Annotated in this window: 11 protein-coding genes; 9 read left to right on the forward strand and 2 right to left on the reverse strand. The window is 57.6% G+C overall.

The genetic code is table 11. The annotated features are described in order from the left end of the window. The first annotated feature begins 3 nt into the window (after window positions 1–3). The 3 genes from Q0778_RS00655 to trxA are packed head-to-tail and all read left to right on the forward strand — an operon-like array spanning window position 4 to window position 6,878. Entirely contained in the window at window positions 4–3,027 is a 3,024-nt protein-coding gene (locus Q0778_RS00655; RefSeq protein ID WP_298333289.1) for a PD-(D/E)XK nuclease family protein, read from the forward strand. Further along, window positions 3,024–6,506: a double-strand break repair helicase AddA gene (gene addA / locus Q0778_RS00660; RefSeq protein WP_298333291.1), complete on the forward strand. Its 3,483-nt coding sequence runs from the start codon at window positions 3,024–3,026 to the stop codon at window positions 6,504–6,506. Before Q0778_RS00655 ends, addA begins: the two co-directional genes overlap by 4 nt. Window positions 6,507–6,557: 51 nt before the next feature. Then, window positions 6,558–6,878 carry a thioredoxin gene (gene trxA / locus Q0778_RS00665; RefSeq protein WP_298302960.1) on the forward strand — a complete coding sequence of 107 codons (321 nt, stop codon included), beginning with the start codon at window positions 6,558–6,560 and terminating at the stop codon, window positions 6,876–6,878. A 96-nt stretch (window positions 6,879–6,974) separates the two neighbouring features. On the opposite strand, the gene Q0778_RS00670 is transcribed toward trxA, so the two are convergent. After that, on the reverse strand, window positions 6,975–7,787 hold the full coding sequence (locus Q0778_RS00670) for an inositol monophosphatase family protein (protein ID WP_298302964.1): 813 nt from the start codon (window positions 7,785–7,787) through the stop codon (window positions 6,975–6,977). Further along, complete coding sequence (gene argJ, locus Q0778_RS00675; RefSeq protein ID WP_298333293.1) at window positions 7,784–9,010, reverse strand: bifunctional glutamate N-acetyltransferase/amino-acid acetyltransferase ArgJ; 1,227 nt, start codon at window positions 9,008–9,010, stop codon at window positions 7,784–7,786. Before argJ ends, Q0778_RS00670 begins: the two co-directional genes overlap by 4 nt. A 147-nt stretch (window positions 9,011–9,157) precedes the next feature. Between argJ and Q0778_RS00680 the strand changes: the two genes are divergently transcribed. The 6 genes from Q0778_RS00680 to Q0778_RS00705 all read left to right on the forward strand — a co-directional run bounded on the left by Q0778_RS00680 (window position 9,158) and on the right by Q0778_RS00705 (window position 21,911). Continuing rightward, window positions 9,158–9,433, forward strand: coding sequence for a hypothetical protein (locus tag Q0778_RS00680; protein WP_298333295.1), 276 nt, complete (start codon window positions 9,158–9,160; stop codon window positions 9,431–9,433). Window positions 9,434–9,586: 153 nt separating this feature from the next. Next, window positions 9,587–12,358, forward strand: coding sequence for a preprotein translocase subunit SecA (secA, locus tag Q0778_RS00685; RefSeq protein WP_298333297.1), 2,772 nt, complete (start codon window positions 9,587–9,589; stop codon window positions 12,356–12,358). Window positions 12,359–12,399: 41 nt separating this feature from the next. Continuing rightward, window positions 12,400–13,152 (forward strand): sulfite exporter TauE/SafE family protein, encoded by a 753-nt coding sequence (locus tag Q0778_RS00690; RefSeq protein ID WP_366519507.1) that lies wholly within the window; start codon window positions 12,400–12,402, stop codon window positions 13,150–13,152. A gap of 111 nt (window positions 13,153–13,263) precedes the next feature. Further along, entirely contained in the window at window positions 13,264–15,750 is a 2,487-nt protein-coding gene (locus Q0778_RS00695; protein ID WP_298333299.1) for a zinc-dependent metalloprotease, read from the forward strand. 367 nt (window positions 15,751–16,117) lie between these two features. Then, window positions 16,118–19,228 carry a S8 family serine peptidase gene (locus tag Q0778_RS00700; protein WP_298333301.1) on the forward strand — a complete coding sequence of 1,037 codons (3,111 nt, stop codon included), beginning with the start codon at window positions 16,118–16,120 and terminating at the stop codon, window positions 19,226–19,228. 115 nt (window positions 19,229–19,343) lie between these two features. Beyond that, entirely contained in the window at window positions 19,344–21,911 is a 2,568-nt protein-coding gene (locus Q0778_RS00705; RefSeq protein WP_298333303.1) for an EAL domain-containing protein, read from the forward strand. Window positions 21,912–22,190: the final 279 nt, after the last annotated feature.

The following is a 22,190-nucleotide window of genomic DNA, read 5'->3' on the forward strand; positions in this document are numbered from 1 at the left end:
AGCGTGGCTCAGGCGGGCGGCCCACACATCTACTCCATCGCTGCGCACCGTGGCTTTGCCGATGCACTCGTCGCCGGGCTCGCCCCGCGCTACTCCGAAGAGGGGCTCGGACTTGCCCGCCTGACCCTATTGGTGCCCAGCTCAAGGACTGCGCGGACGATTTCTGAAGCGTTCGTGCGCCATGCAGGTGAGTCCGGGCAGGCGGGCCTCCTAATGCCGCGCATGGTGGCTATCGGTGATCTCGATCTCGATGAAGCTTTGGGCCCGCTGCTCGATCCCTTGGGTGCGAGCGCTATCCTGCCTGCGACAGAGCCGACACGGCGTTGGCTGGAGCTGGCCGACCTGATTGAAATTGAGCGGGCAGAGCAGGGCGATCCACCGATTCCGGGTGCCGCGCGGTTGAGGATGGCGCGCGAGTTAGCGCGCACGATGGACCGATTGCTGGTCGAAGAGAAGTCGCCTGAAGACCTGCTGAGCGAACCGATTCTCGATATGCTGGGCGACCTTTCCGAGCACTGGAAGCGCTCGCTTCGGCTCTTCGCGCGGGTTCAGGAACGTTGGCGGGTCCGGCTCAAGGAAGCCGGCGAGGTCGATGCCGCGACACGGCGCAATCAGTTGTTCGACCGAGCCACCCAGCGGTGGAAGGCCGAGCCTCCGGCAACGCCGATTGTGGCTGCTGGCGTCACCAGTGCATCGCCCGCCTTGGCACGGATGCTGCGGGCGGTGGCTGACCTTCCCAATGGCGCGGTGATTCTGCCCGATCTTGATCTCTCGCTTTCTGAGGAGGCTTGGGGAGAACTGGGCCGGGCTGGGGCGGCGTCGGAGCCGGGTGGCGAGGTATTCGCCTCCAATGATATGCTCACGCACCCGCAATACCATTTGAAGCTGCTGCTTGAGCGGATGGGTGTTGCGCGCGTTGAGGTGCGTCCATGGCATCGGTCGGGTATGGGAGCGAGCGAGCCAGCGCGAACCCATGCGATCAGTTCGCTATTCCTGCCTCCCAAGGCAAGCCAGTCTTGGGTGAACCTTGGGCCAGACAAGCGTCGCCTCAAAGATGTGCGCCTGATGACCAACGCCACTGCTGAAGACGAAGCACAGAGCATTGCATTGCTGGTGCGAGAGGCGCTTGAGACACCTGAAAAACGCGTTGCCGTGGTGAGCGCGGATCGTTCGCTTGCGCGACGAATTGCGCAAAATCTGCAGCGCTGGAATATTGAGGCAGATGATTCAGCAGGCCGGGCGCTTTCGCTCACACCAGCGGGGCGTATGATGGGTCTGCTTGCCGATCTCGTCACCCATGGACTGGGCCCTGCGCAATTGGTGGCTGCGCTTGCTCATCCTCTGGTGCTGCGCGATGATACCGACGCGCGGCGCGAATGGCTCCAAAGCTTACGCCGGTTTGATCGCCAATTGCGTGGCCCATCGCCAGCCCCAGGTCTCGAACCCCTGCGCCAGATCGCGCGCAAGGCGGAAGTTGGCGAATGGTGGGAAGAGGTGGAAGAGAAGCTCGCCCCTCTTTTGGATTTGCCAGAGGAGCTGACCCTCGCGGATGCGCTTGATCGGTTGGCTTTGACCGGGGAAGCACTGGCCGGTGAGGCGCTTTGGTCGCGTGAAGATGGCCGAACGCTTTCGTCCATGGTGGAAGATGTGCGGCTTCATGCCCGCGCGCTCGGCACTAATGTCGCACCGTCCGATTTGGCGGGTGTTTTGCGTGATGCGATGGACGAGATCGCCGTGCGTCCACCCTATGGTGGGCATCCGCGTGTAGCGATCTACGGACTGCTGGAGTCGCGGCTTGCCCGCGCGGACTTGGTGATTTGCGGCGGCTTGAATGAAGGCAGTTGGCCTCAGACGCCGGGTTCCGATGCTTTACTCGCACCGGGCGTATTGCGAGCCATGGGTGTGCCTGGGGCCGAGTTCCGAATTGGCCTTGCCGCTCATGATTTGGCTGGAGCGCTTGGCGCCCCCGAAGTGGTGCTCAGCCGTTCTCAACGCGATGCAGAGGGGCCCACCTTGCCCTCACGCTTCCTGTTGCGGGTAGAGGCGCTTTTGGGCGAACTCGCAGAAGAAGCGCGCGAGATGAGGATGCCAGCGCTTCTGGCGCAGCTCGAACGCGCGCCGCCCCCTGCGGCCGAATATCCACGCCCGATGCCATGCCCAAGCGCCAAACAACGCCGTGTCGACATCAAAGTGACCGCGCTCGATCGTCTGTTGGGTGATCCGTATCAATTCTATGCCGCTGAGATTTTGGGGCTTCGCAAGCTTGAACCCTTGGCGGCTGATCCTTTCAGTGATCCGGCGCTGCGTGGGACTTTGGTGCACGATATCCTTGACAGCTGGCACCGTGCCCGCGTGACCAATCCGACTACCAAAATCGGAGAGTTTGCCGAGGCAAAATTCACCGAAGCACAAGTCCATCCGCTGTTTAAGGGGTTGTGGCAGCCGCGCCTTATCGCCGCGATGGAGCGCTTCGAGGCTTGGGTTGACGAGGCCGCTGCAGAGGGCCGCGAAGTGGTCGCAACCGAAGCCAATGGCGCGATGATGTTCAAAGGCGTGAAAGTGCGCGGAAGAGCCGATCGGGTCGACCGGTTAACCGATGGCAGCTTTGCGATTGTCGACTACAAGACAGGAAGGCCATCCACACGCGAGCAGGTCAAATCCGGCTATGCCCTGCAAATGGGATTGCTCGGGCTGATTGCGCGCGATGGGGCGTTTGCGGATGGGCAACTATCAGGAGATACGAGCAAGTTTGAATACTGGTCTTTAAGCAAGAAAGCTGGTGAGTTTGGCTTTGTAGACACCCCTTATAACACCAGCAGTCGGCATAAGGGTTTGGGGTTTGACGATTTCCTGCCCGAACATGAGCGCTATTTGCATGAGGCAATCAGCAAATACATCCTTGGCAACCACCCCTTCACCGCCAAGGAAAACCCGGACTATCCCGGCTATTCTGACTTTGACCAGCTGATGCGTCTGGAAGAGTGGATCGTGCGCCTAAGCGAGCCAGGTGGGGAGGGCACGGAGTGAGCGGCGCGGTTTACCCTCTTCAGGACAATCAGCTCGACGCAGCCAATCCGCGCGACAATGTCTGGCTCTCGGCTTCGGCAGGCACGGGCAAGACACAAGTGCTGTCTGCGCGGGTGCTTCGCTTACTGCTTACGCCCGGTGTCGACCCCTCGCAGATCCTCTGCCTGACCTTCACCAAAGCGGGTGCGGCTGAGATGGCGACAAGGATCAACTCTGTGCTCGCGCGCTGGGTGAGGCTGGATGCAGGGACCTTGGGCAAGGAACTCAAGTTTTTGGGTGCAAAGTTTGATCCGGCGACCCAGACCCATGCACGGACCCTTTTCGCAAGCGTGCTCGATTGTCCGGGTGGAGGCCTGAGGATCGATACGATCCACGCTTTTTCACAATGGTTGCTCGCAAACTTTCCCGAAGAGGCTGATCTTCCACCCGGGGCTCGCCCAATGGAAGATCGCGAGCGCGAACTCTTGGCGCGTGAGGTCCTCGCCGAATTGCTGGGCGAAGGCGATCCCGCATTCAATCAGGCCGTCGCTGAATTTGCCAAGACCAAAGAACCAGATGGTCTTCGACGATGGCTGATGCGCTGCGCCTCTGCGTCGGACATGTGGCAGGGGGCAACTGCGTGGCAGAGCCCAATGGGATCCCGTGTCAAAACCCTATTGGGCATTCCCAGTGATGCGGACGAGAGTTGGGCGAATGGTGTGCTGCACCCTGATACCTTCCCCGATCACCAGTTGTCCGCAATGCTGCCCTTGATGCAGCAATGGGGCACAAAGGGGGGCGATGCCTGCGCAGAGTTCTACCCGATATGGCTGGCACTGAGTCCGGATGAGCGGGGGACGCAGGTCCATCGCTTTAACGAGACGGCCCTCACCAAGAAGGGCACGCCGCGCCAGATGGCGAAGCCTGCCAAGAGCGATCCGCAATTGCCGCAGAGGCTTGAGGAAATCGCGGCGGCGGTTGATCTTTATCAGGAACGCCTTGCGCTTCTCAACCTGGCAAGCTTCCTGACCAGCGCGCTGGAAATGGGGCGTAATTTCGCGTTGCACTGGGAAGAGGCAAAGGCACGTGAGGGCTATCTTGATTTCGACGATCTGATCCGGCGCGCAGCCGCATTGCTAGGCAATTCGGATGCATCGGCCTGGATCCGCTACAAGCTTGATCGCAGTTTTGACCATATCCTGATCGATGAGGCACAGGATACCAATGCGTCCCAGTGGGATATTGTCTTCGCGCTGATCGATGACTTCTTTTCGGGCGAAGGGGCACGGGGCGACAAGGTCCGTACGATCTTTACCGTGGGCGACTACAAGCAGGCGATCTTCGGATTCCAGGGCACAAGCCCGGAGAATTTCGAACGCGCCAAGGCCAAGGTTAAGGCCCGCATTGATGCTGCCCGCGCCAATGCCCATGAGATGCGCGACGAGCGGTTTTTGCCTACGTGGAATGATCTCGACCTTGGACGATCCTTCAGGACAGCTCTGCCGATCCTCGATTTTGTCAATCGGACGATGGATGCGATTGGGCACGGCGAATTCGGCCTTGCAAAACCATCCGAGCCGCATGTTGGGGATGACCGTGCAGGATTGGTGACCTTATGGAACCCAGTTACGGGCACCGAGGAAGCCGCTGATGACGAAGAACGCGAGCAGGATTGGCTTCCCGCGCACGACACGCAGATGGCGGAGAAAATCGCCGAACAGGTCCGACGCTGGGTCACCGATGAAGAGTCATTTGTGCTCGAAAAAGGCGAACGCCGCCATGCGCGCGCGGGTGATGTCATGGTTCTGGTGCGGAAGCGCAAAGACCTGGCTCGGCAGATAGTCGCCAAGCTTCATTCCAAAGGCGTTGCGGTCGCAGGTGTTGACCGATTGAGGCTTGGCGAACCCCTGGCGGTCAAGGATTTGATGGCTGCCTTACGCTTTGCTTCGCAGCCGCTCGATGATCTCTCTCTCGCCAACCTGCTGGTCTCGCCTCTTATCGGGTGGACGCAAGAAGAGTTGCTCGAATATGTCCCGCGCGCGCCGGGCAAGCGTTTGTGGGATCACCTGCGCAAGCATGATGCTCCTGGTGTGGTGGAGACTGCCGACAGGCTTAGGACACTGCTTGCCCGCGCTGATTTTGAGACACCTCAGGCATTGATCGCATGGCTGCTGACCGGGTCATGGGGCGGTCGAAGGAAGCTCGTCGCAAGGCTGGGCCGCGAAGCCAACGATCCAATCGATGAACTGCTCAACGCCGCCTTCGCCTATCAAAGTGCGCATACGCCGAGCCTTGCTGGCTTTATCGAATGGTTCGATGCGGGGACCACGGATCTTAAGCGCGATGCCGATGATGCATGGGGTCAGGTTCGGGTGATGACCGTCCACGGTTCAAAGGGTTTGCAAGCACCGATTGTTATCCTGGCCGATGCGACCGGAGACCCCGGTACGAGTGGTGACCTTGCGCTGGCTGATGATCCGCTTGGTTCAGGGGGCGAGCTTGCGCGAGAAGTCCCACTACCTGCTCTGGCGAAAGACGAACGGGTTGGCCCCGTCGAAGAAGCGCAAGAGCAATCCGAAAGCGCCGCGATGCAGGAGCACTGGCGGCTTCTTTATGTGGCAATGACCCGGGCGGAGGAAGCGCTGTTTATCGGCGGCTCGTTGGGACCAAGACGCGCGGAGAAGGGGGCGCACGAAGACAGCTGGTACGCGCGGCTTGAGCCCCTTTTTGACGGGCCAACAGATTCGGATGGCATCTGGGGCGCGCGGCGCGAGTGGGGCGTTCGTGCGGATCCGCTCACTTCTGTTGATGAAGCGCAGAGCGGTGAGGAATCGGCCTCTCCACCGGCTTGGTTGAACAGGCCAATCGGCGCAGAGCCCAAGCCGCCACGTCCGCTGGCTCCCAGTTCTGCCGGTGAAGAGCAGGGGGCTGACCCACCGCTTGCACCAGAGCTTGCGAAAGATGCTGCCCGGCGCGGCACTTTGATCCATGCGCTGCTTGAACGGCTGCCAGATGTCTCACCATACAAAAGGCGAGATGCCGCGAAGAGTTGGCTAGCACGGCGCGCGGGTGACATCGCCCAATCGTTGCGCGACGAAATGCTCGCAAGCGCTCTACGTGTGCTGGAAACACCAGAGTTTTCGGAGTTGTTCTCACCTGGAGCGCTTGCGGAAGTGCCGCTGACAGCTGAGGTCAATGGCCTAGTGATTGCCGGTACAGCTGACCGTTTGTTGGTGACATCAGATGCAGTGACCGTGGTCGATTTCAAGACAACCCGGCGACCTCCGATAAGCATTGATGCGGTGCCAAAGGGGACGCTCAAGCAAATGACCGCCTACGCTGCGGCTCTGCAGGCAATCTATCCAGATAAGACAATCCGGGCCGCCATTCTCTACACCCATGCGCCGACACTATTTGAGATTCCTCAGGTGATGCTGGAGGAACACAAAAGAAGTTTGGGGCACACACAGGATAAGTTTGCGCCGCTGGATATTGAGTGATGCGCCGATGCGTCCTACCTCAAGGACAACCAGAAATAAGGAGCCCAGATTATGGCCACCGTCAATGTCACCGATGCCAGCTTCCAGAGCGATGTTCTCGATAGCGATAAGCCCGTTCTTGTCGACTTTTGGGCCGATTGGTGTGGTCCGTGTAAGATGATCGCGCCTGCGCTTGAGGAAATCAGCGAAGAGCTGGGCGAAAGCGTTACAATCGCCAAGATGGACATCATGGAGAACACGGGCGTGCCTGCGGACATGGGTGTGCAGTCCATACCTTTGATGGTGCTCTTCAAGAATGGTGAGCCCATTGCCCGCAAAGTGGGTGCGGCTCCCAAAAGCCAACTTAAAGAATGGATTGAAGGCGAGATTTAGGCTTCAACCTACACCCACCCCACTGCGACTAGGCCGGCCTTTGGCTTGCCAGGCCTCGCTCCCGTCCCGCATGCGGGATGGGCTGGGGATGGGCCTCTAACCTAAGCTGTTACTCATCCGCCTGGCAAAAGCTTCCCATAAATTTGGACTGGATGCACCCAACAGGCCTTTGCGGTTCGGCTCATCCACCCGGTATTCGCTGCCGTCATAGCGAGCCACTTTCCCACCTGCCTCATTGAGCCAAAGTGCTCCGGCTGCGTGATCCCAAGGCAAAGTGCGTTGGAAGGTCGAAATGTCGTTCTCGCCGAGCGCCAGTCGCGGATACTGTTCGGCGGCGCAGCGCGGTATGTCCACGAGGGCATAATGCGGTGCGATCTTGGCATCCATCTCGGCGCGTTCGTTCTCAGTCAGGAAACCGCGCGCAATGGCCGCAATGGGCGGCGCTTGTCCAGTAGTCCTGGCTCTCACCTTTTCACCATTGATAAATGCGCCTTCGCCCTTTCGCGCATGGCATAGGCGGTCCTTTTTGGGGTCGTAGAGCCACCCCGCAACAGCCATTCCTGCGTCCGCAAGTGCAATAATGATCCCGAATGGCTCTTTGCCTTCGGTGAAATTTGCCGTCCCATCGAGCGGATCGATGATCCAGCAGGCGTCGGAGAGCTTGTCCAAAACGCTTGCATCGCCCGCGACCGCTTCCTCGCCCACAACCGACACATCGGGAGCAAGGCGGTTAAGGGCCTCGCTCAAGAAGGTTTCGACCTCGCGATCGACTACGGTGACGGGGTCGTCCTCACCCTTCATCTCGATCTCATCATCGGAGAGCGCGCGGAAACGCGGCAACATGCTGCGCTCGGCGGCAAAGCGCAGGAGATCGCGGATTTCAGCGTCAAGAGGAGAGAATTTGGTCACGACCTATAGTCCGCGTTGATCGAGATATAGCCGTGGGTGAGATCGCAGGTCCAAACCTTGGCCGATCCAGTGCCCATTCCAAGTTCAACCGCCAAATCAATCTCTTGGCCTTTAAGGTGCTGCGTCACAGGCGCTTCGTCATAGTCTTCAACCGGCAATCCATCGCGTGCGGCCCATACGCCTCCGAAGGCGATTGAGAGCTTGTCGCGATCCGCTGGTTCCCCCGCTTTGCCAACTGCCATCACCACACGGCCCCAGTTCGCATCTTCGCCCGCTACAGCCGTTTTGACGAGCGGAGAATTGGCAATGGCGAGGCCCACTCGGCGTGCGCTGTCATCGCTTACCGCACCCGATACGCGAACGGTAATGAACTTGGATGCCCCTTCGCCGTCGCGCACGACAAGCTGAGCCAGTTGGCGGCACACATCGTTAAGCGCCGCCGCAAATGCATCTGCGCCGGGGCTTTCCCAACCAGTTATCTGTGCATTCTCCGCTTTGCCCGTTGCGAACACCAACACTGTGTCGCTGGTCGAGGTATCGCCATCGACAGTGATGCAAGAGAAGGTTTGAAGGTTGGCAGCGCTCAAGAGCTCTTGCAAGAACGCTGGCTCCACATTGGCGTCGGTGAAGATGTACCCCAGCATGGTCGCCATATCGGGTGCGATCATGCCTGAGCCTTTGATGATCCCGGATAACTCAACCCGAGTTTCCCCAACAATGGCTGACGAGTGCGCGCCCTTGTTAAAGGTGTCGGTGGTGTTGATGGCGCTGGCTGCATCCTCCCAACCGCATGGTTCCGCGGTAAGCGCACTGGTCACTCCCTCACGGGCCTTATCCTTAGGGAGCGGCACACCGATGACGCCCGTTGATGAGACGAACACATCGTTCGCCTCGCAGCCAAGCTCTTCGGCGACTTGCGCCTGAATTGCTTCCACCGCTTCACGCCCGCGATAGCCGGTGAATGCGTTCGAATTGCCAGCATTGACGATCAGCGCTCGCGCCGAACCCGACTTTACTTGTACACGCCCCAGCTCAACCTCTGTCGACGCGCAGGCGCTTTGAGTGAACACGCCTGCAACGCTGGTGCCTTCACCAAGCGCAACAAACGTCAGATCACAGCGGTCCCATTCCTTGTAACGTGCTTTAGCAACGCGCAGGGTCACCCCGTTAATCGCGGGCATGTCAGGAAACGGCTGGGCGAGGGGAGAGGTCTCAAGTTCCATGGGCGCATCCCGTAATTAGCTGCGATGAGGGTTGCAATCACATGTTGATCACCAGACCTCACAACGGAGGTTTTTCTCTAACCACTGTAACATCACTCAGACGGTGGACGGATTGCCCTGAAAGCACTATCTGCCTTGAACCGAATTATGCGTCATCATCTGATCGCCCTGTTTGCCCTGTTGAGCGGCATTGCTGCGCTGCAAGCGCCGGCCCAAGCTTCTGTGCCCCAGTCGATGGTGCAGGACGCACGCATCACGGTTCGAGCGCATGATAGCGTAACAGCGCAGGAAAGCGCTGCTGCGGTGCAATCGAGCCAGCGCACATCGCAAGGCTCGGTGCGGGTGTCGGCAGATTTCGAACTCCGTTTAAGCGATACGACGACGGCTTCCGTTGTGATCGGTAGCGACCGCGCGCTCGAATAGCGTTCGGCCAGCTTTTACCTCTCTCTCTCTCTCGCATCGATGGTCAAAGTCCGGATGCGAGTTCTCCAAAATTCATGTTTTCATGCGCGGAAAGGGCCAGGTTTCTAGGCCCAAACGCATCAGGCAAATCATTCAAAAGGCTCAGGTCTTCCAATGTTCAATACAATCGTAAAATCTGTCTTTGGCTCTTCCAATGACCGCTATGTCAAGAAAATCAGCAAGGTGGTTGACAAGATCAACGCGTTGGAAGCCATAATCGAAGGTCTCTCTGATGAGGCTTTGAAAGCGCAGACCGCCAAATTCCGCGATCAGCTCGACAGCGGCACCGCACTCGACGATATCCTTCCCGAAGCTTTTGCCACGGTGCGGGAAGCATCAAAGCGCGTATTTGGAATGCGTCACTTTGATGTGCAGATGATCGGCGGCATCGTGCTCCAGCGCGGTGAGATCGCCGAGATGCGCACGGGTGAGGGCAAGACCCTGATGGCGACGCTTGCGGTGTATTTGAACGCGCTTGACGGCAAGGGTGTCCACGTTGTCACCGTTAACGACTACCTCGCCCGCCGCGATGCAGAGTGGATGGGGCAGCTCTACACGTGGCTTGGTCTAACCGTCGGGGTAATCGTCCCCAATATGATGGAAGCTGACAAGCGTGACGCGTACAATGCCGACATCACGTACGGTACAAATAACGAATTCGGCTTCGACTATTTGCGCGACAACATGAAGCACGAGCGCAGCCAAATGGTGCAGCGCCCTTTCAACTACGCAATTGTCGATGAAGTGGATTCGATCCTGATTGATGAGGCGCGTACGCCTTTGATTATCTCAGGTCCGACCGAGGACAAGTCCGACCTCTATGTGAAGCTCGATGAGGTCGCGAAAGAGATTCCCGAAGAATGGTATGAGAAGGACGAAAAGACCAAGAACATTCAGCTGAATGAAGATGGTCTTGATGAGGTTGAAAAGCTCCTGATGGAAAAGGACTTGCTCGAGACCGACAACCTCTACGACGTTGAGAATACGCAGGTTGTGCACCACCTCGACCAGGCTCTGAAAGCCGTCCACATGTTCAAACGCGATGACCATTACATCGTGAAGGACGATAAGGTTGTTATTATTGATGAGTTCACTGGCCGGATGATGGACGGGCGGCGCTGGTCAAATGGTCTGCATCAGGCGGTTGAGGCCAAGGAGGGCGTCAAGATTGAGCCTGAAAACCAGACCATGGCCTCGATTACCTTCCAGAACTATTTTCGCATGTATCCAAAACTTGCCGGGATGACCGGTACGGCTGCGACCGAAGCGGCGGAATTCTGGGACATCTACAAGGTCAATGTTGTTGAAATCCCAACCAATCTTCCTGTCGCGCGGATTGATGAAGACGACGAGTTCTACAAGAATACGATGGACAAGTTCCAGGCGATTGCGAAGGCGATCCGTGAGAAGAACGAGATCGGTCAGCCAATACTTGTAGGTACGGTTTCGATTGAGAAGTCCGAACTTCTCTCCCAATTCCTCGATAAAGAGGGTGTTGAACACGCCGTCCTGAACGCGCGCCAGCACGAGCGCGAGGCGCATATTGTGGCGCAAGCAGGCCGTATCGGCGCGGTGACGATCGCCACCAACATGGCAGGTCGCGGCACCGATATCCAACTGGGCGGCAATCTCGATTTCCGGATCGATGATGAGCTCGGCGATATGGAAGCAGGCCCCGCTAAGGATGCGGCCATCGACAAGATCAAGGAAGAGGTTGCGGCGGAAAAGGCCAAGGTGCTTGAAGCTGGCGGTCTCTTCGTGCTGGGTACGGAGCGCCACGAAAGCCGCCGGATCGACAACCAGCTGCGCGGCCGTTCGGGCCGTCAGGGTGACCCGGGCCTTTCGCGCTTTTATCTGTGCCTGGAAGATGACCTTTTGCGCATCTTTGGCCCGGACACGCTCTTCGCCAAGATGATGAACTCCAACCTGGAAGATGGCGAGGCAATTGGCTCGAAGTGGCTCTCCAAAGCCATTGAAACCGCTCAGAAAAAGGTTGAGGGCCGCAATTACGATACCCGTAAGCAAGTGGTCCAATACGACGATGTTATGAATGACCAACGTAAGGTCATTTACGAGCAGCGCGGTGAGATCATGGAGTCAGAGACAGTTGACGATGTGGTTGTCGATATGCGCCACGACACGCTGAGTGCGATTATCTACTCGGCCTGTCCTCTTGGTTCCTATCCAGAGCAGTGGGATGTCGCTGGCCTTAAGGAGAAGCTTGAGGATGTCTTCGGTATCACGCCGCCGATCGATGAATGGCTCGAAGAGGACGAAGTTGAGCAGGAGATCATCGAGGAGCGCCTGCGTGCACAAACCGATGAGATGATGGACACCAAGATTGCCAAGAACGATCCGATGATCTGGCGTATGGTGGAAAAGCAGATCCTGCTCGAGCGTCTCGACTTCCACTGGAAAGAGCACCTCGCGACGCTCGACGCGCTGCGCCAAGTGATCTGGATGCGCGGCGTTGCACAAAAGCAGCCGATCAATGAATACAAGCAAGAGGCGTTCGGTCTGTTTGAAAGCATGCTCGACACGCTGCGCGAAGACGTGACAAAGCTGCTGCTCAAATCCGAGCTGCGGATTGCCGAACCAGAGCCGCAGGCGCTCCCGGACCTTCCTGATTTCCTAACCAGCCATATCGACCCGCTCACCGGGCTCGACAATTCGAACGATGGCGATGGCTCGGCGGACCGGCCCGACCTGATCGGCTCACTCGCACCATCGACCCGTGCTGAAGCGGGCACGGGCGGTGCTGTTACCGAAAACCCCTATGCGCATCTCAACCTTAGCCGCAATGCACTGTGCCCGTGCGGATCAGGCAAGAAATACAAGCATTGTCACGGCGCGGCGGGCGTTCCTCCGGTAGCGGCCCCTGTATAAGTGCCGCTGTATAAGGGGCGCTGTATAAGGGCCGCTAGCGCGTGCCGCTGATCCTGCTTCTGACGGGCGGGTTTTTTCTAACTGCGCTGCTTTATGCAAGCGTGGGCTTTGGTGGCGGCTCGACCTATGCGGCGCTCCTTGCATTAGCGGGGACCGATCACCGCGTGCTGCCGCTGATCGCCTTGGCGTGCAATATTGTGGTGGTGGCAGCCGCGAGCGTTAGGTTCGCAAGAGCGGCGATCACACCGTGGAAGGACGCGCTGCTACTGACCGTACTTGCCGCTCCTGCGGCGTTCTTTGGCGGATTGATCCCAATTGAGCGGGAAGCGTTTTTGACGCTTTTGGGCGCAAGCCTTGTGCTTACCGCGCTAACCATGCTGATCCCGGTGCGCGAAGAAGCAGGGCAGGACGCCCAATCCAAATGGGCTAAAACGATGCCCATTGCGGCGGCTCCTATCGGCTTTCTCGCGGGGCTGGTGGGGATTGGGGGAGGCATATTTCTGGCACCGCTTCTCCACCTGACTCGGTGGAAGGGCGCGCGCGAAATCGCGGCAACGGCAAGCCTCTTCATCCTCGTGAACTCGGGCTTTGGCCTTGCTGGACAGCTTGCCAAGAACGGCCCAGCCATGTTCAGCGGCGCAATGGTCGAGGCTTTGCCGTTGCTTTTGGCGGTGGTCGTGGGCGGCCAATTCGGCAGCCTAATGGCCGTGCGTGTGCTTCCAGTGAAGTGGATACGTGGGCTAACCGCTGCTTTGGTCTTTGTGGTCGGAGTGCGATTGTTGAGCGGTGTTTAGTGCACCTACAAACATGGCAGAATTTTCCCGCTTGAGGTTTTAGCACGCTTGGTCGAGATTGTAGCTGCTGCGAAACACGCCGGTGTTCGTGCTGCATTCTTAAGGGGGCTTATGATCAAATCGCCTATGTTGCGCCTTGTGGCGCTGTGCCTAGTGTTCGCCTCTCCGGCTTTGCCGGTAAGCGCGCAAGATGGCCTTCAGCAAGTGCCAGCATCCCAGAGGGAAGTGGGGCTATTCCCCGTGAGTACCGATCCAACAGAGGGCAAGATTATGCTCACTCTGCCGCGTCCTGACGCGGACGGGGTTGCGCTTAGACTTCTTTACAGCACGGCTTTGCGGACTGGTCTGGGGTCTGCGCCATTGACGCTCGATCGAGGCCGCACAGGCAGCACCCAAGCCATCGCATTCCGACAGATTGGCGGGAAGATTGCGGTTGAATTCGAAAACCCAAGATTCCGGGCGAGCCGAGGTGACACCGCGCAGCAAAGGGCAGTGGCTAGTGATTTTGGCACTTCGCTAGTCTGGCTCACTGATATTGCTGAAACGCTCGAAGATGGTCGGGTTGTAATCGACATCGCTCCATTTCTGGTGCGTGATGCCTTGGGGATCGCCGGTTCGCTTAATCAGAGTCAGGCCTCTTTTGGCCTAGAGGCAGAAACAGCTATCGCAGGTAAGGATTTCAAACTCGATGAAAAATTGAGTTTGGCGGACCCATCATCGGTGCGCATCTTTCCAGACAATCTGGAAATTGATGCGATCCAGACCTTCGTTTCGAAAACTCCGGGCGCTGAGGTGTCGAACATCGTTCCAGACCCCAACACCGTGACATTCCGCGTCCATCACAGCTTTATTCGCATGCCCGAGCCGGGATTTGTGCCTCTGCCCTTCGACCCGAGAATGGGTGGTATTTCGACACAGATCGTCGACTATTCCGCATCGCTGGCAGAGCCCGTGGTCTACGATCTGGCCAATCGCTTTCGGTTGGAGAAGGTGGATCCCGATGCTGAGCGTTCGCGGGTCAAGAAGCCCATTGTCTTCTATCTCGATCGCAATACGCCTGAGCCCATTCGCTCAGCCGTCCTTGAAGGGGCTGGCTGGTGGAGCGATGCGTTTGATGCAGCCGGCTTTATCGATGCTTATCGGGTGGAGATGCTGCCGGAAGGCGCAGACCCGTTGGATGTACGCTACAATATGATCAATTGGGTTGATCGGGCGACGCGGGGTTGGGCCTATGGTCAACAGATCGTCGACCCGCGAACTGGCGAGATTATCAAAGGCATGGTGGTCCTCGGCTCGCTGCGAGCGAGACAGGACATTCAGATTTTTCAAGGCCTTGTAGGCGCAAGTCAACTGGGTTCTGGCAGTCCGAACGATCCGGTTGAAGTCGCGCTTGATCGCCTGCGTCAGCTCGGCGCGCACGAAGTTGGTCACACGCTTGGCTTCAGCCACAATTTCGCCGCGAGCACGCAGGAGCGCGCGTCGGTGATGGATTATCCTCCGCCCCGAATCGGGTTGGTGGACGGTCGTCCGGACCTCTCCGACGCTTATGCCAAGGGTATTGGCGCATGGGACATTGCGACCGTGCGCTGGCTCTACGGTGATGCCGATACAGACGAAATCGCACAAACTGTGCGGCGGTATCGATATGTCAAAGACGATAACGCACGCGCGAGCGATACGGCCTATCCATGGGGTGGACTGTGGGATGATGGCACGGACCCGGTCGATGAACTCAACCGACTTATGGAAGTGCGCAAGGCAGCAATCGAGGGATTTGGTCTGAATGCACTCTCCGCCGGGGAGCCTGTTTCCAATCTGCGCCGCAGGTTCGTGCCGATTTGGCTCCTCCACCGCTACCAACTGGTGGCTGCTGCCAAGCAGGTGGGCGGTCTTGAGTTTGAATACGCACTCAACGGGGGAGGGCGCGAGGAAGCTCAGCCGGTGTCGCCAGAGCGCCAACGCGCGGCTTTGGATGCGATCCTGATGACGATTACTCCGGACGCCATGCGCGTGCCTGATCGGCTGCTGCCACTCCTTTCGGCGGCTCAGAATGGCAATCGCGACCGGCAGTATGATGTTGAAATCTTTGCGACTGCTGGCGGGCCGGTGTTCGACCCGCTGGTGGCGGCGGATGTGACGACGCAAGCGAGTGTCCAGAGCTTGTTATTCCCTCACCGTCTTGCTCGGCTTGTGATCCAGCATGAGGTCAATCCGGCTGCGTTGGGGCTAGAGGAGACGCTCAATGTGCTCGTCGAAGGGGTGTTGGCATCAACTGATGACGCATTGGGCCGCCGTATCGCCTATCGCACGCTCCTCAGCATGGTGCAGACTGCGACGCGGCCCGATGCGAGCCCTGAGGTCGCCGCAGCGCTTGATCAGAAGCTTATCGAAGTCGGTGAAACCTTAGCCAAGCGCCGTGTGAGCGGAGCTGAGCGGGCGTGGGCGCAGAGTCTCTCGCGCCAACTTCTCGATCCTGAACAGCGGGTGCAATTGGCCAAAAGCCAGCCGCGCAGCGTTCGCGTCCCGCCGGGCTCTCCCATTGGCGAGGATAACTGGATGGATCTGTCGACGTTGTTGAATGTCGATGGGGCGAATTGATTCCGCAGCTTAAGGGACTGTGCCATCGGTGCTTATTTGACGTCATACTCGTCAATGGGGCTGATTCGTATTGAGCCGTTGGAAGTCCTAACTGAACTTTCAAAATCGCCGGATTCTGATTAACTTTCTAGAGATTCGAATTGCTGCAGACCGGATCGGCCCTATCGTGTTTACTCGGGTTTAACCTTTGAGACCCGCCAGTTTGAGCAAATTCCGCCATAATCTCGCTTCAGATCGCTGCGCGTAAGCGCCTGAAATCGTCTTAAAAATTTAACCATCTCCATGAACCGAAGCCCCATTCCCCCTTCGTATTACGAGTGCAGAGGTCGACCAACTGCACCCCATCTGGGGACTAAGGGTAAGAGTTATGAAGACGGTTTTTGCAAACAGCACGGCAGGCATCGCGCTTATCGCATCGCTTATGGGCACGGCCCACGCGAGCAATGAAAGCGTTAATGCGCCTGTAAGTGGGGAAGTCGCTCAGGCGGCAACCGGTGCTAATGCGATTGGCAGCATTGGCGGCTTCGATGAGGTCGCAGTTCCAGGCGACCTGCTTGAGGCATTTGCTGCAGCCGAAGGCAATGGATTGACTCTCTCAACGCAACTGCCGGCTGCGCATGGAAACGATCAAGGCGGCGCCGTTACCCTGCGCTCGATCGAACCGCGGTACGGTGACATCAACCCGTTCTACGGTGACATCAGCCCATTCTATGGCGACATCGGTGCCTTTTGGGGCGACATCAATCCGTTCTATGGCGATATAGGTGCGTTCTATGGCGACATTGGCGCATTCTGGGGCGATATCAGCCCATTCTACGGAGACATCGGTGCTTTCTGGGGGGATATCGATGCCTTCTATGGCGATATCGTAGCTTTCGATGCTGACCATCTGAAACAATTCGGTGATTTCTGGAGCAACCATTCCAAGCAGATCAGCCTCATTGAAGAGCAATTCGATGCGATCACCATTACTAACGGTGTAGTTCTGCGTGATGGTCGACCCGATGTGATGATCAACGCGCTGGTCAATTTGGTGGCCCAAGGTGAAAACCAGTTTGGCGCCGCCTACACGGCTGAGACGGGTCAATCATTCGATGTCCTCGCGAACGCAGTGTTTGCCCGCCATGGAGCAAAGAGCGCGACTGACAAGTTTGTGATTGAGCGCTGGACACCTCAACAACGCGCCGCTTTCTACCTTGATTGGCACGACACGCTGAACCAGTACTCGGGAATCGATCAAATAGATCACTGGATGACTGCGGTCAATTGGACCCCGGCGATCACTCAGATTCAGGGCAATGGCCGCGATACGATCATCGGCATTATCGATGGCAGCTTTTCCAAGGATGTCGATCTTGCGAACAACATCGTCTGGGCTGGCGGGTATGATAACCCAGTAGGCGGTCACGGTGCCGGTGTTGCCAGCCTTATCGCTGGTGCACATGATGGCGAGGGCGTAATGGGCATCGCCCCTGATGTCAGCATTGCGACGTACAATCCCTTCAATGCTGAGGGGCAGACCAGCTGGGACCATGTCGCCAACGGTATCATCGCGATGCAGCTGAGCGGTTTGCTGGACGCAAACCAATATGGCCGCACCAGCATCATCAACCTCTCGCTTGGCGAGGCGGGTTGGGTCGCTTCACAGGGTCTCGCGGACCTATTTGCGCGCTCGGACATTGCGAAGATCAATAGCGATACAGTCTATGTGATCGCCGGTGGCAACGAAGGTGTTACACAAAACACTGATATCGAATGGAACTTCACCAACGGCGCGTCGACGATCTTCGTTGGATCGGTGAACCCGCTCGGCGAGATTTCCTCCTTTTCCAACCGTCCGGGCGACAGCTGTCTGCTCGACAACGGCGTGTGCCACGCTGGTAACCAGCTGTACTTGCGTACGGTTGTGGCACCGGGCGAGTTGCTGCTGGTTTCCGATGGCCAAGGCGGCGTGACCCGTCATTCGGGCACGTCATTTGCCGCGCCGCTGGTCTCGGGTGCTCTTGCGTTGCTGCACGATCGCTGGCCGTGGCTTGCCGCCAACCCAGAAGAATCGAGCGAGATCATCTTCCGCTCGGCTCGGGATCTTGGCGCACCTGGCCCGGATGAAGTCTATGGCTGGGGTCTGCTCGATGTCGCTGCATCGCAGTCGCCGCTCGATTTCAATACGATGACCTTCAAGATGTATCAGCAAGCCGGTACATACTGGACCGGCACCAATTTGAACGCGTCACAGGTCCTCGCGGCAGGAATTCCGGATTACTGGGAAACCAACAACGCGTTCTTCACTGGCTATGAAAACATCGGTGACACCTACCGTGACTTCAGCATCCCAGTGTCGACTTTCACCTTTGGCAAACGCACCAATGCGCTTGGTCGCGGGTTTGAGCGTCTGCAAGATTACATCAACCAGCGTTTCAGCACCTGGATCAACAGCGGCGGTAGCGACTCCAACGGCGATGGCCTCCCGGGCTTCACCGAACTGCGTTCAAATGCGGGTGAAATTCGCGGGCAGTGGACGCTTCGATATGACGCCATGGCACCGCAGTTCGCTCCTAATGGCGAAGTGCGCATGGTCCATGGTGCAGCAACGCTGACCGAGCCTTCGGGCAAGGCATCGTTCACCTTCGGCCACGGCCAAGGCGCGATGGCCCTGTCTGGTTATCGCTTCGGCATCATGAGTGACCATGACCCTGTCACCGGCGGTGTGAACCCAGTTCTGGGTCTTGCCTCGGGCGAAACCTTCGCACAGGTCGGTTACAAGCTTGCCGAGAACACCACCGTACGCGTTGGCTACTCTCAGAACCGCGAAGACATCCAGGATGTTGCGCCGAACAACACGCTGGAGCTTCTGTCTCGTCAGAACCTTGGCGATCGTCCGGCAAACGCCATGACGCTCGATATCGAGCAGAAGGTCAGCGATGCCGTTTCGGTCGGCGCGCAAATCACCATGCTCGAAGAAGACAACGCGCTGCTTGGCGTGCAAACCGGCTCCGAGGCTTTCCTCGGCAATGGTTCGCGCACTGAAGCGATTACCGTGTCGGCGTCGTTTGACCTTGGCAGCGGCTTCAACATCGACGTATCGGCAACAGGTGCCCGCACGCAGACTTCGAGAGAGCAGCTGTTTACTAACTCGGGCACTGTCTGGGCTACCGCTGGTCAATTCTCGGCTACCAAGCACGGATTGTTCTCCGACAATGACACGTTGCGCCTCTCGGTCGCTCAGCCGCTTCAGGTTGAGCAAGGTGCGCTGGAATTCACCAGCGAGCAAGTCATTGATCGCCTTACCGGTGAAACGGGCCCTGTGACCCAGACCATCGGCATCGAGACCAAGCGCCGGATCACGACTGAGGTAGTTTACGCAATGCCATTAACGAGATCTTCTGAGTTCGGTGTCTTTAGTCGCTACGTAAGTGCCGGTGACACGGTCGATGAAGGCGGCGTCGTGGTTGGAGGAAATTTCAGCCTGCGCTTCTAAACCGACCAAGCCAGCAGTCTTGGTGCAAATATCGAAAAAGGGGAGCCTAGGTCGCTGGCTCGGTAGGGGATTGAGAATGTTGAAGCGAAGACAAAGGCAGCTGAAGCTGCTTCTCATGCCAGCGCTCGTCGTTCTCGCTGCATCACCAGCGGCAGCAGAGCATGAAGACCATGCCGCCTTCGAAGCGGCCATTGGCCAGGCCAAATCATCGATGATGGCGGATTCGGCAGCGGCTCTGAAGCACGCCCGCGAGGCGGCTTCGCTTTACCCAGGTGACAGCGAAGACGCTCAGCAAGCTCGCTTGACGGCGCAATGGCTGGAAGCCGAAGCGCTGATGCGATTGAACCGCGCTGATGAAGCTGCTGAGATCATCGAAAGCGCGATTGACGCAGCCACGCTCGATTTCAACGGTTCAAAGTTGCACGCCGATCTTTTGCGCTCGGAAGCCGGACTGCGAGTCAGCCAGGGCGAATATGGCGAAGCTCTCAATTCGTTCCTACAAGCACACGAGCTTTATGAAGCTCTGGGCGAGGCACGGAGCCGCGCCATTGTGCTTCAGAATATCGGATCGCTCTATTCTGATGCCCGCGACTATGAGCGAGTCCTGAGCTATTACAAGCAAGCCAATGAGGTCTTTCCCGAGGACAAAGCGCTTGCCCTATCGGCTCACAACAACACAGGGAATGCGCTCAAAGCGCTCGATCGATTGGTTGCCGCCGAGGCGGAGTTCCGTGCCGCCCTTGATGTGGCTTCGCAAATGGACAGTCCGCTGCTCGAAGCTCGGATCATGACTAACATCGCGTCAACGCAATATCTGGCTGGCGATCTTGATGCGGCAGAGAGAACCGTAAAGCGCGGGCTGCGTATTGCTTACGCAAGCGCACCCCAATGGATGCCATTTCTCTATGGTGTGAGAGCCCAAATTGCCGTTGCGCGCGGTGAGATGGGCAGTGCAAGAATGTATCTTGGCCGAACGTTTGAAAATGAGAATCTGGAAGCGACCTCTCCCTTCTTCCGTGATTTTCACGAGACCGCCTATGCAGTATATTCAGAGGCCGGAAACTACAAGGTTGCAGCGCAACACCTCGAAGCATTTCACCGAATTGACGGGCAGGCGCAGAACCTCTCCTCGACTGCCAACAGCGCGCTGTTGGCGGCAAGGTTTGATGCCGCGAACCGCGAGTTGCAGATATCGACTCTCTCGCTTGAAAAGGCTGCGAATGAGGCACGTCTGAGCAGCGCCCAAAACCAGGTCATCATGCTCACCGCCTTGGTGATCTTGATTATCCTTGCATTCGTCGCTGCTTTGCTGACGCTCCGTACTGTGAACCGCAGCCGCCGGGGCATCAAGGAAGCGAACGAGAAGCTCACCCATGTGATCCAACACGATGATTTGACAGAGCTTTATGCCCGCGATCACTTCCGGACGTTGCTCGAAAGTAGGATTGAGGACCGAAAGGGGCATGCAAAGGCTCCCATCCTCGCATTCATCGACCTTGATCGCTTTAAGCAGGTCAACGACGTCTTTGGCCATGCGACCGGAGATATCCTCCTCACACAAGTCGCTCAGCGTTTCCGCGATACCACTGGTGAGGAAGCGATCATTGGGCGCCTGGGCGGCGATGAGTTTTCGATGATCATGCCATCAGACATGGACATCGATGAGGCAATAAAGCTCGCAAACTGCGTCATTTCTGATGTCAGTGAACCATTTGTTATCGGCGGATTTGAAATCCAGATCGGTGCCTCCATCGGCCTTGCGCAGATCAATGATGGTGCAAATGTCAGCGTCCACATGACCAATGCCGATCTCGCGCTCTATGCGGCAAAAGATCGCGGCCGCGGCAATTGCGTCGTTTACGAGCCGAAGATGCGCGAGACGCTCGAAGATCGTTCAAGCTTGGAAGCTGATCTCGAAGAGGCGCTTGAAAACGGACAATTATCAGTCTGTTATCAACCCATCGTCAAAGGCGAAGATCGCTCGGTCATTTGCTACGAAGCGCTCATGCGCTGGACCCACCCAGAGCGCGGCATCGTTCCACCCAGCGTGTTTATTCCTGTCGCTGAAGAGGGACGGTTGATAGAGCGGCTTGGTGCTTGGATGTTGCGCAGTGCTTGCAGTGACGCGGCCAGTTGGACGGAGAACGCAAAGCTCACGGTCAACGTTTCGACGCTGCAGATGAACGATCCTGCATTCCTCAACATTGTGGCGCAGTCTTTAGCGTCCAGCGGATTGGAGCCCAACCGTCTGGTTCTTGAACTGACAGAAAGCCTGGTTCTTGAAATGGATGATCAGGTTGAGCAATTGCTGACCAGCCTCTCGGCGCTCGGTGTAACGTTTGCGCTCGATGATTTTGGTAGCGGGTATTCGTCATTGAATTATATCGACAAGATGGACTTTTCGATGATCAAGATCGATCGCGAATTCGTCCAGTCTGCCGCCGCTGGTTCCGCACGCAGTCAGGCGGTCGTGGCGGCTATCGTGGCGCTTGCGCAGTCGCTTGATATTGAAGTGACGGCGGAAGGCATTGAGAACGAAGAGCAAGCCAAAGCGATGATCGAATTGGGCTGCTCGTGCTTCCAGGGTTTCCACTTTGGCCGACCGCAAAGGCACGAAGTGCCTGAAGAGGTGACCGAGGTGCACGTCAAGGACGACAGGGGCGAAAACTCAATCGCCGCTTAGTAGGGGGCGGGGCGAGGGCGCGCGCGTTTTGTCTCGGTGTCAGCTGGGTAGCAGGGGGATCCATTTTTCGAAAGTGGCAAAAAGTTTGAGACACTTGAGACACTGTCTAAGCGTTAAGATCCCATCGATTAATGAGAGGCGTTTTGATCGATTGAAGCGATTGGTTGTGCGAGTGTTGAGTGAGCGCTTGGGGCATGGTTTGCGACGACGGAAGATTTGTGCATTCGGATGATTGCAGGCTTTGAGCCGCTGGGTCGAGCGTGAAATCGAACCATAACT

It is taken from the genome of uncultured Erythrobacter sp., from assembly GCF_947502395.1.
Classification (GTDB): Bacteria; Pseudomonadota; Alphaproteobacteria; order Sphingomonadales; family Sphingomonadaceae; genus Erythrobacter.

Excerpts from the sequence above, each read along its gene's own strand:
- trxA (WP_298302960.1), top strand. The coding sequence starts at position 6,558 with ATGGCCACCGTCAATGTCACCGATGCCAGCTTCCAGAGCGATGTTCTC.
- argJ (WP_298333293.1), bottom strand. The coding sequence starts at position 9,010 with ATGGAACTTGAGACCTCTCCCCTCGCCCAGCCGTTTCCTGACATGCCC.
- Q0778_RS00680 (WP_298333295.1), top strand. The coding sequence starts at position 9,158 with ATGCGTCATCATCTGATCGCCCTGTTTGCCCTGTTGAGCGGCATTGCT.
- secA (WP_298333297.1), top strand. The coding sequence starts at position 9,587 with ATGTTCAATACAATCGTAAAATCTGTCTTTGGCTCTTCCAATGACCGC.
- Q0778_RS00695 (WP_298333299.1), top strand. The coding sequence starts at position 13,264 with ATGATCAAATCGCCTATGTTGCGCCTTGTGGCGCTGTGCCTAGTGTTC.
- Q0778_RS00700 (WP_298333301.1), top strand. The coding sequence starts at position 16,118 with ATGAAGACGGTTTTTGCAAACAGCACGGCAGGCATCGCGCTTATCGCA.
- Q0778_RS00705 (WP_298333303.1), top strand. The coding sequence starts at position 19,344 with ATGCCAGCGCTCGTCGTTCTCGCTGCATCACCAGCGGCAGCAGAGCAT.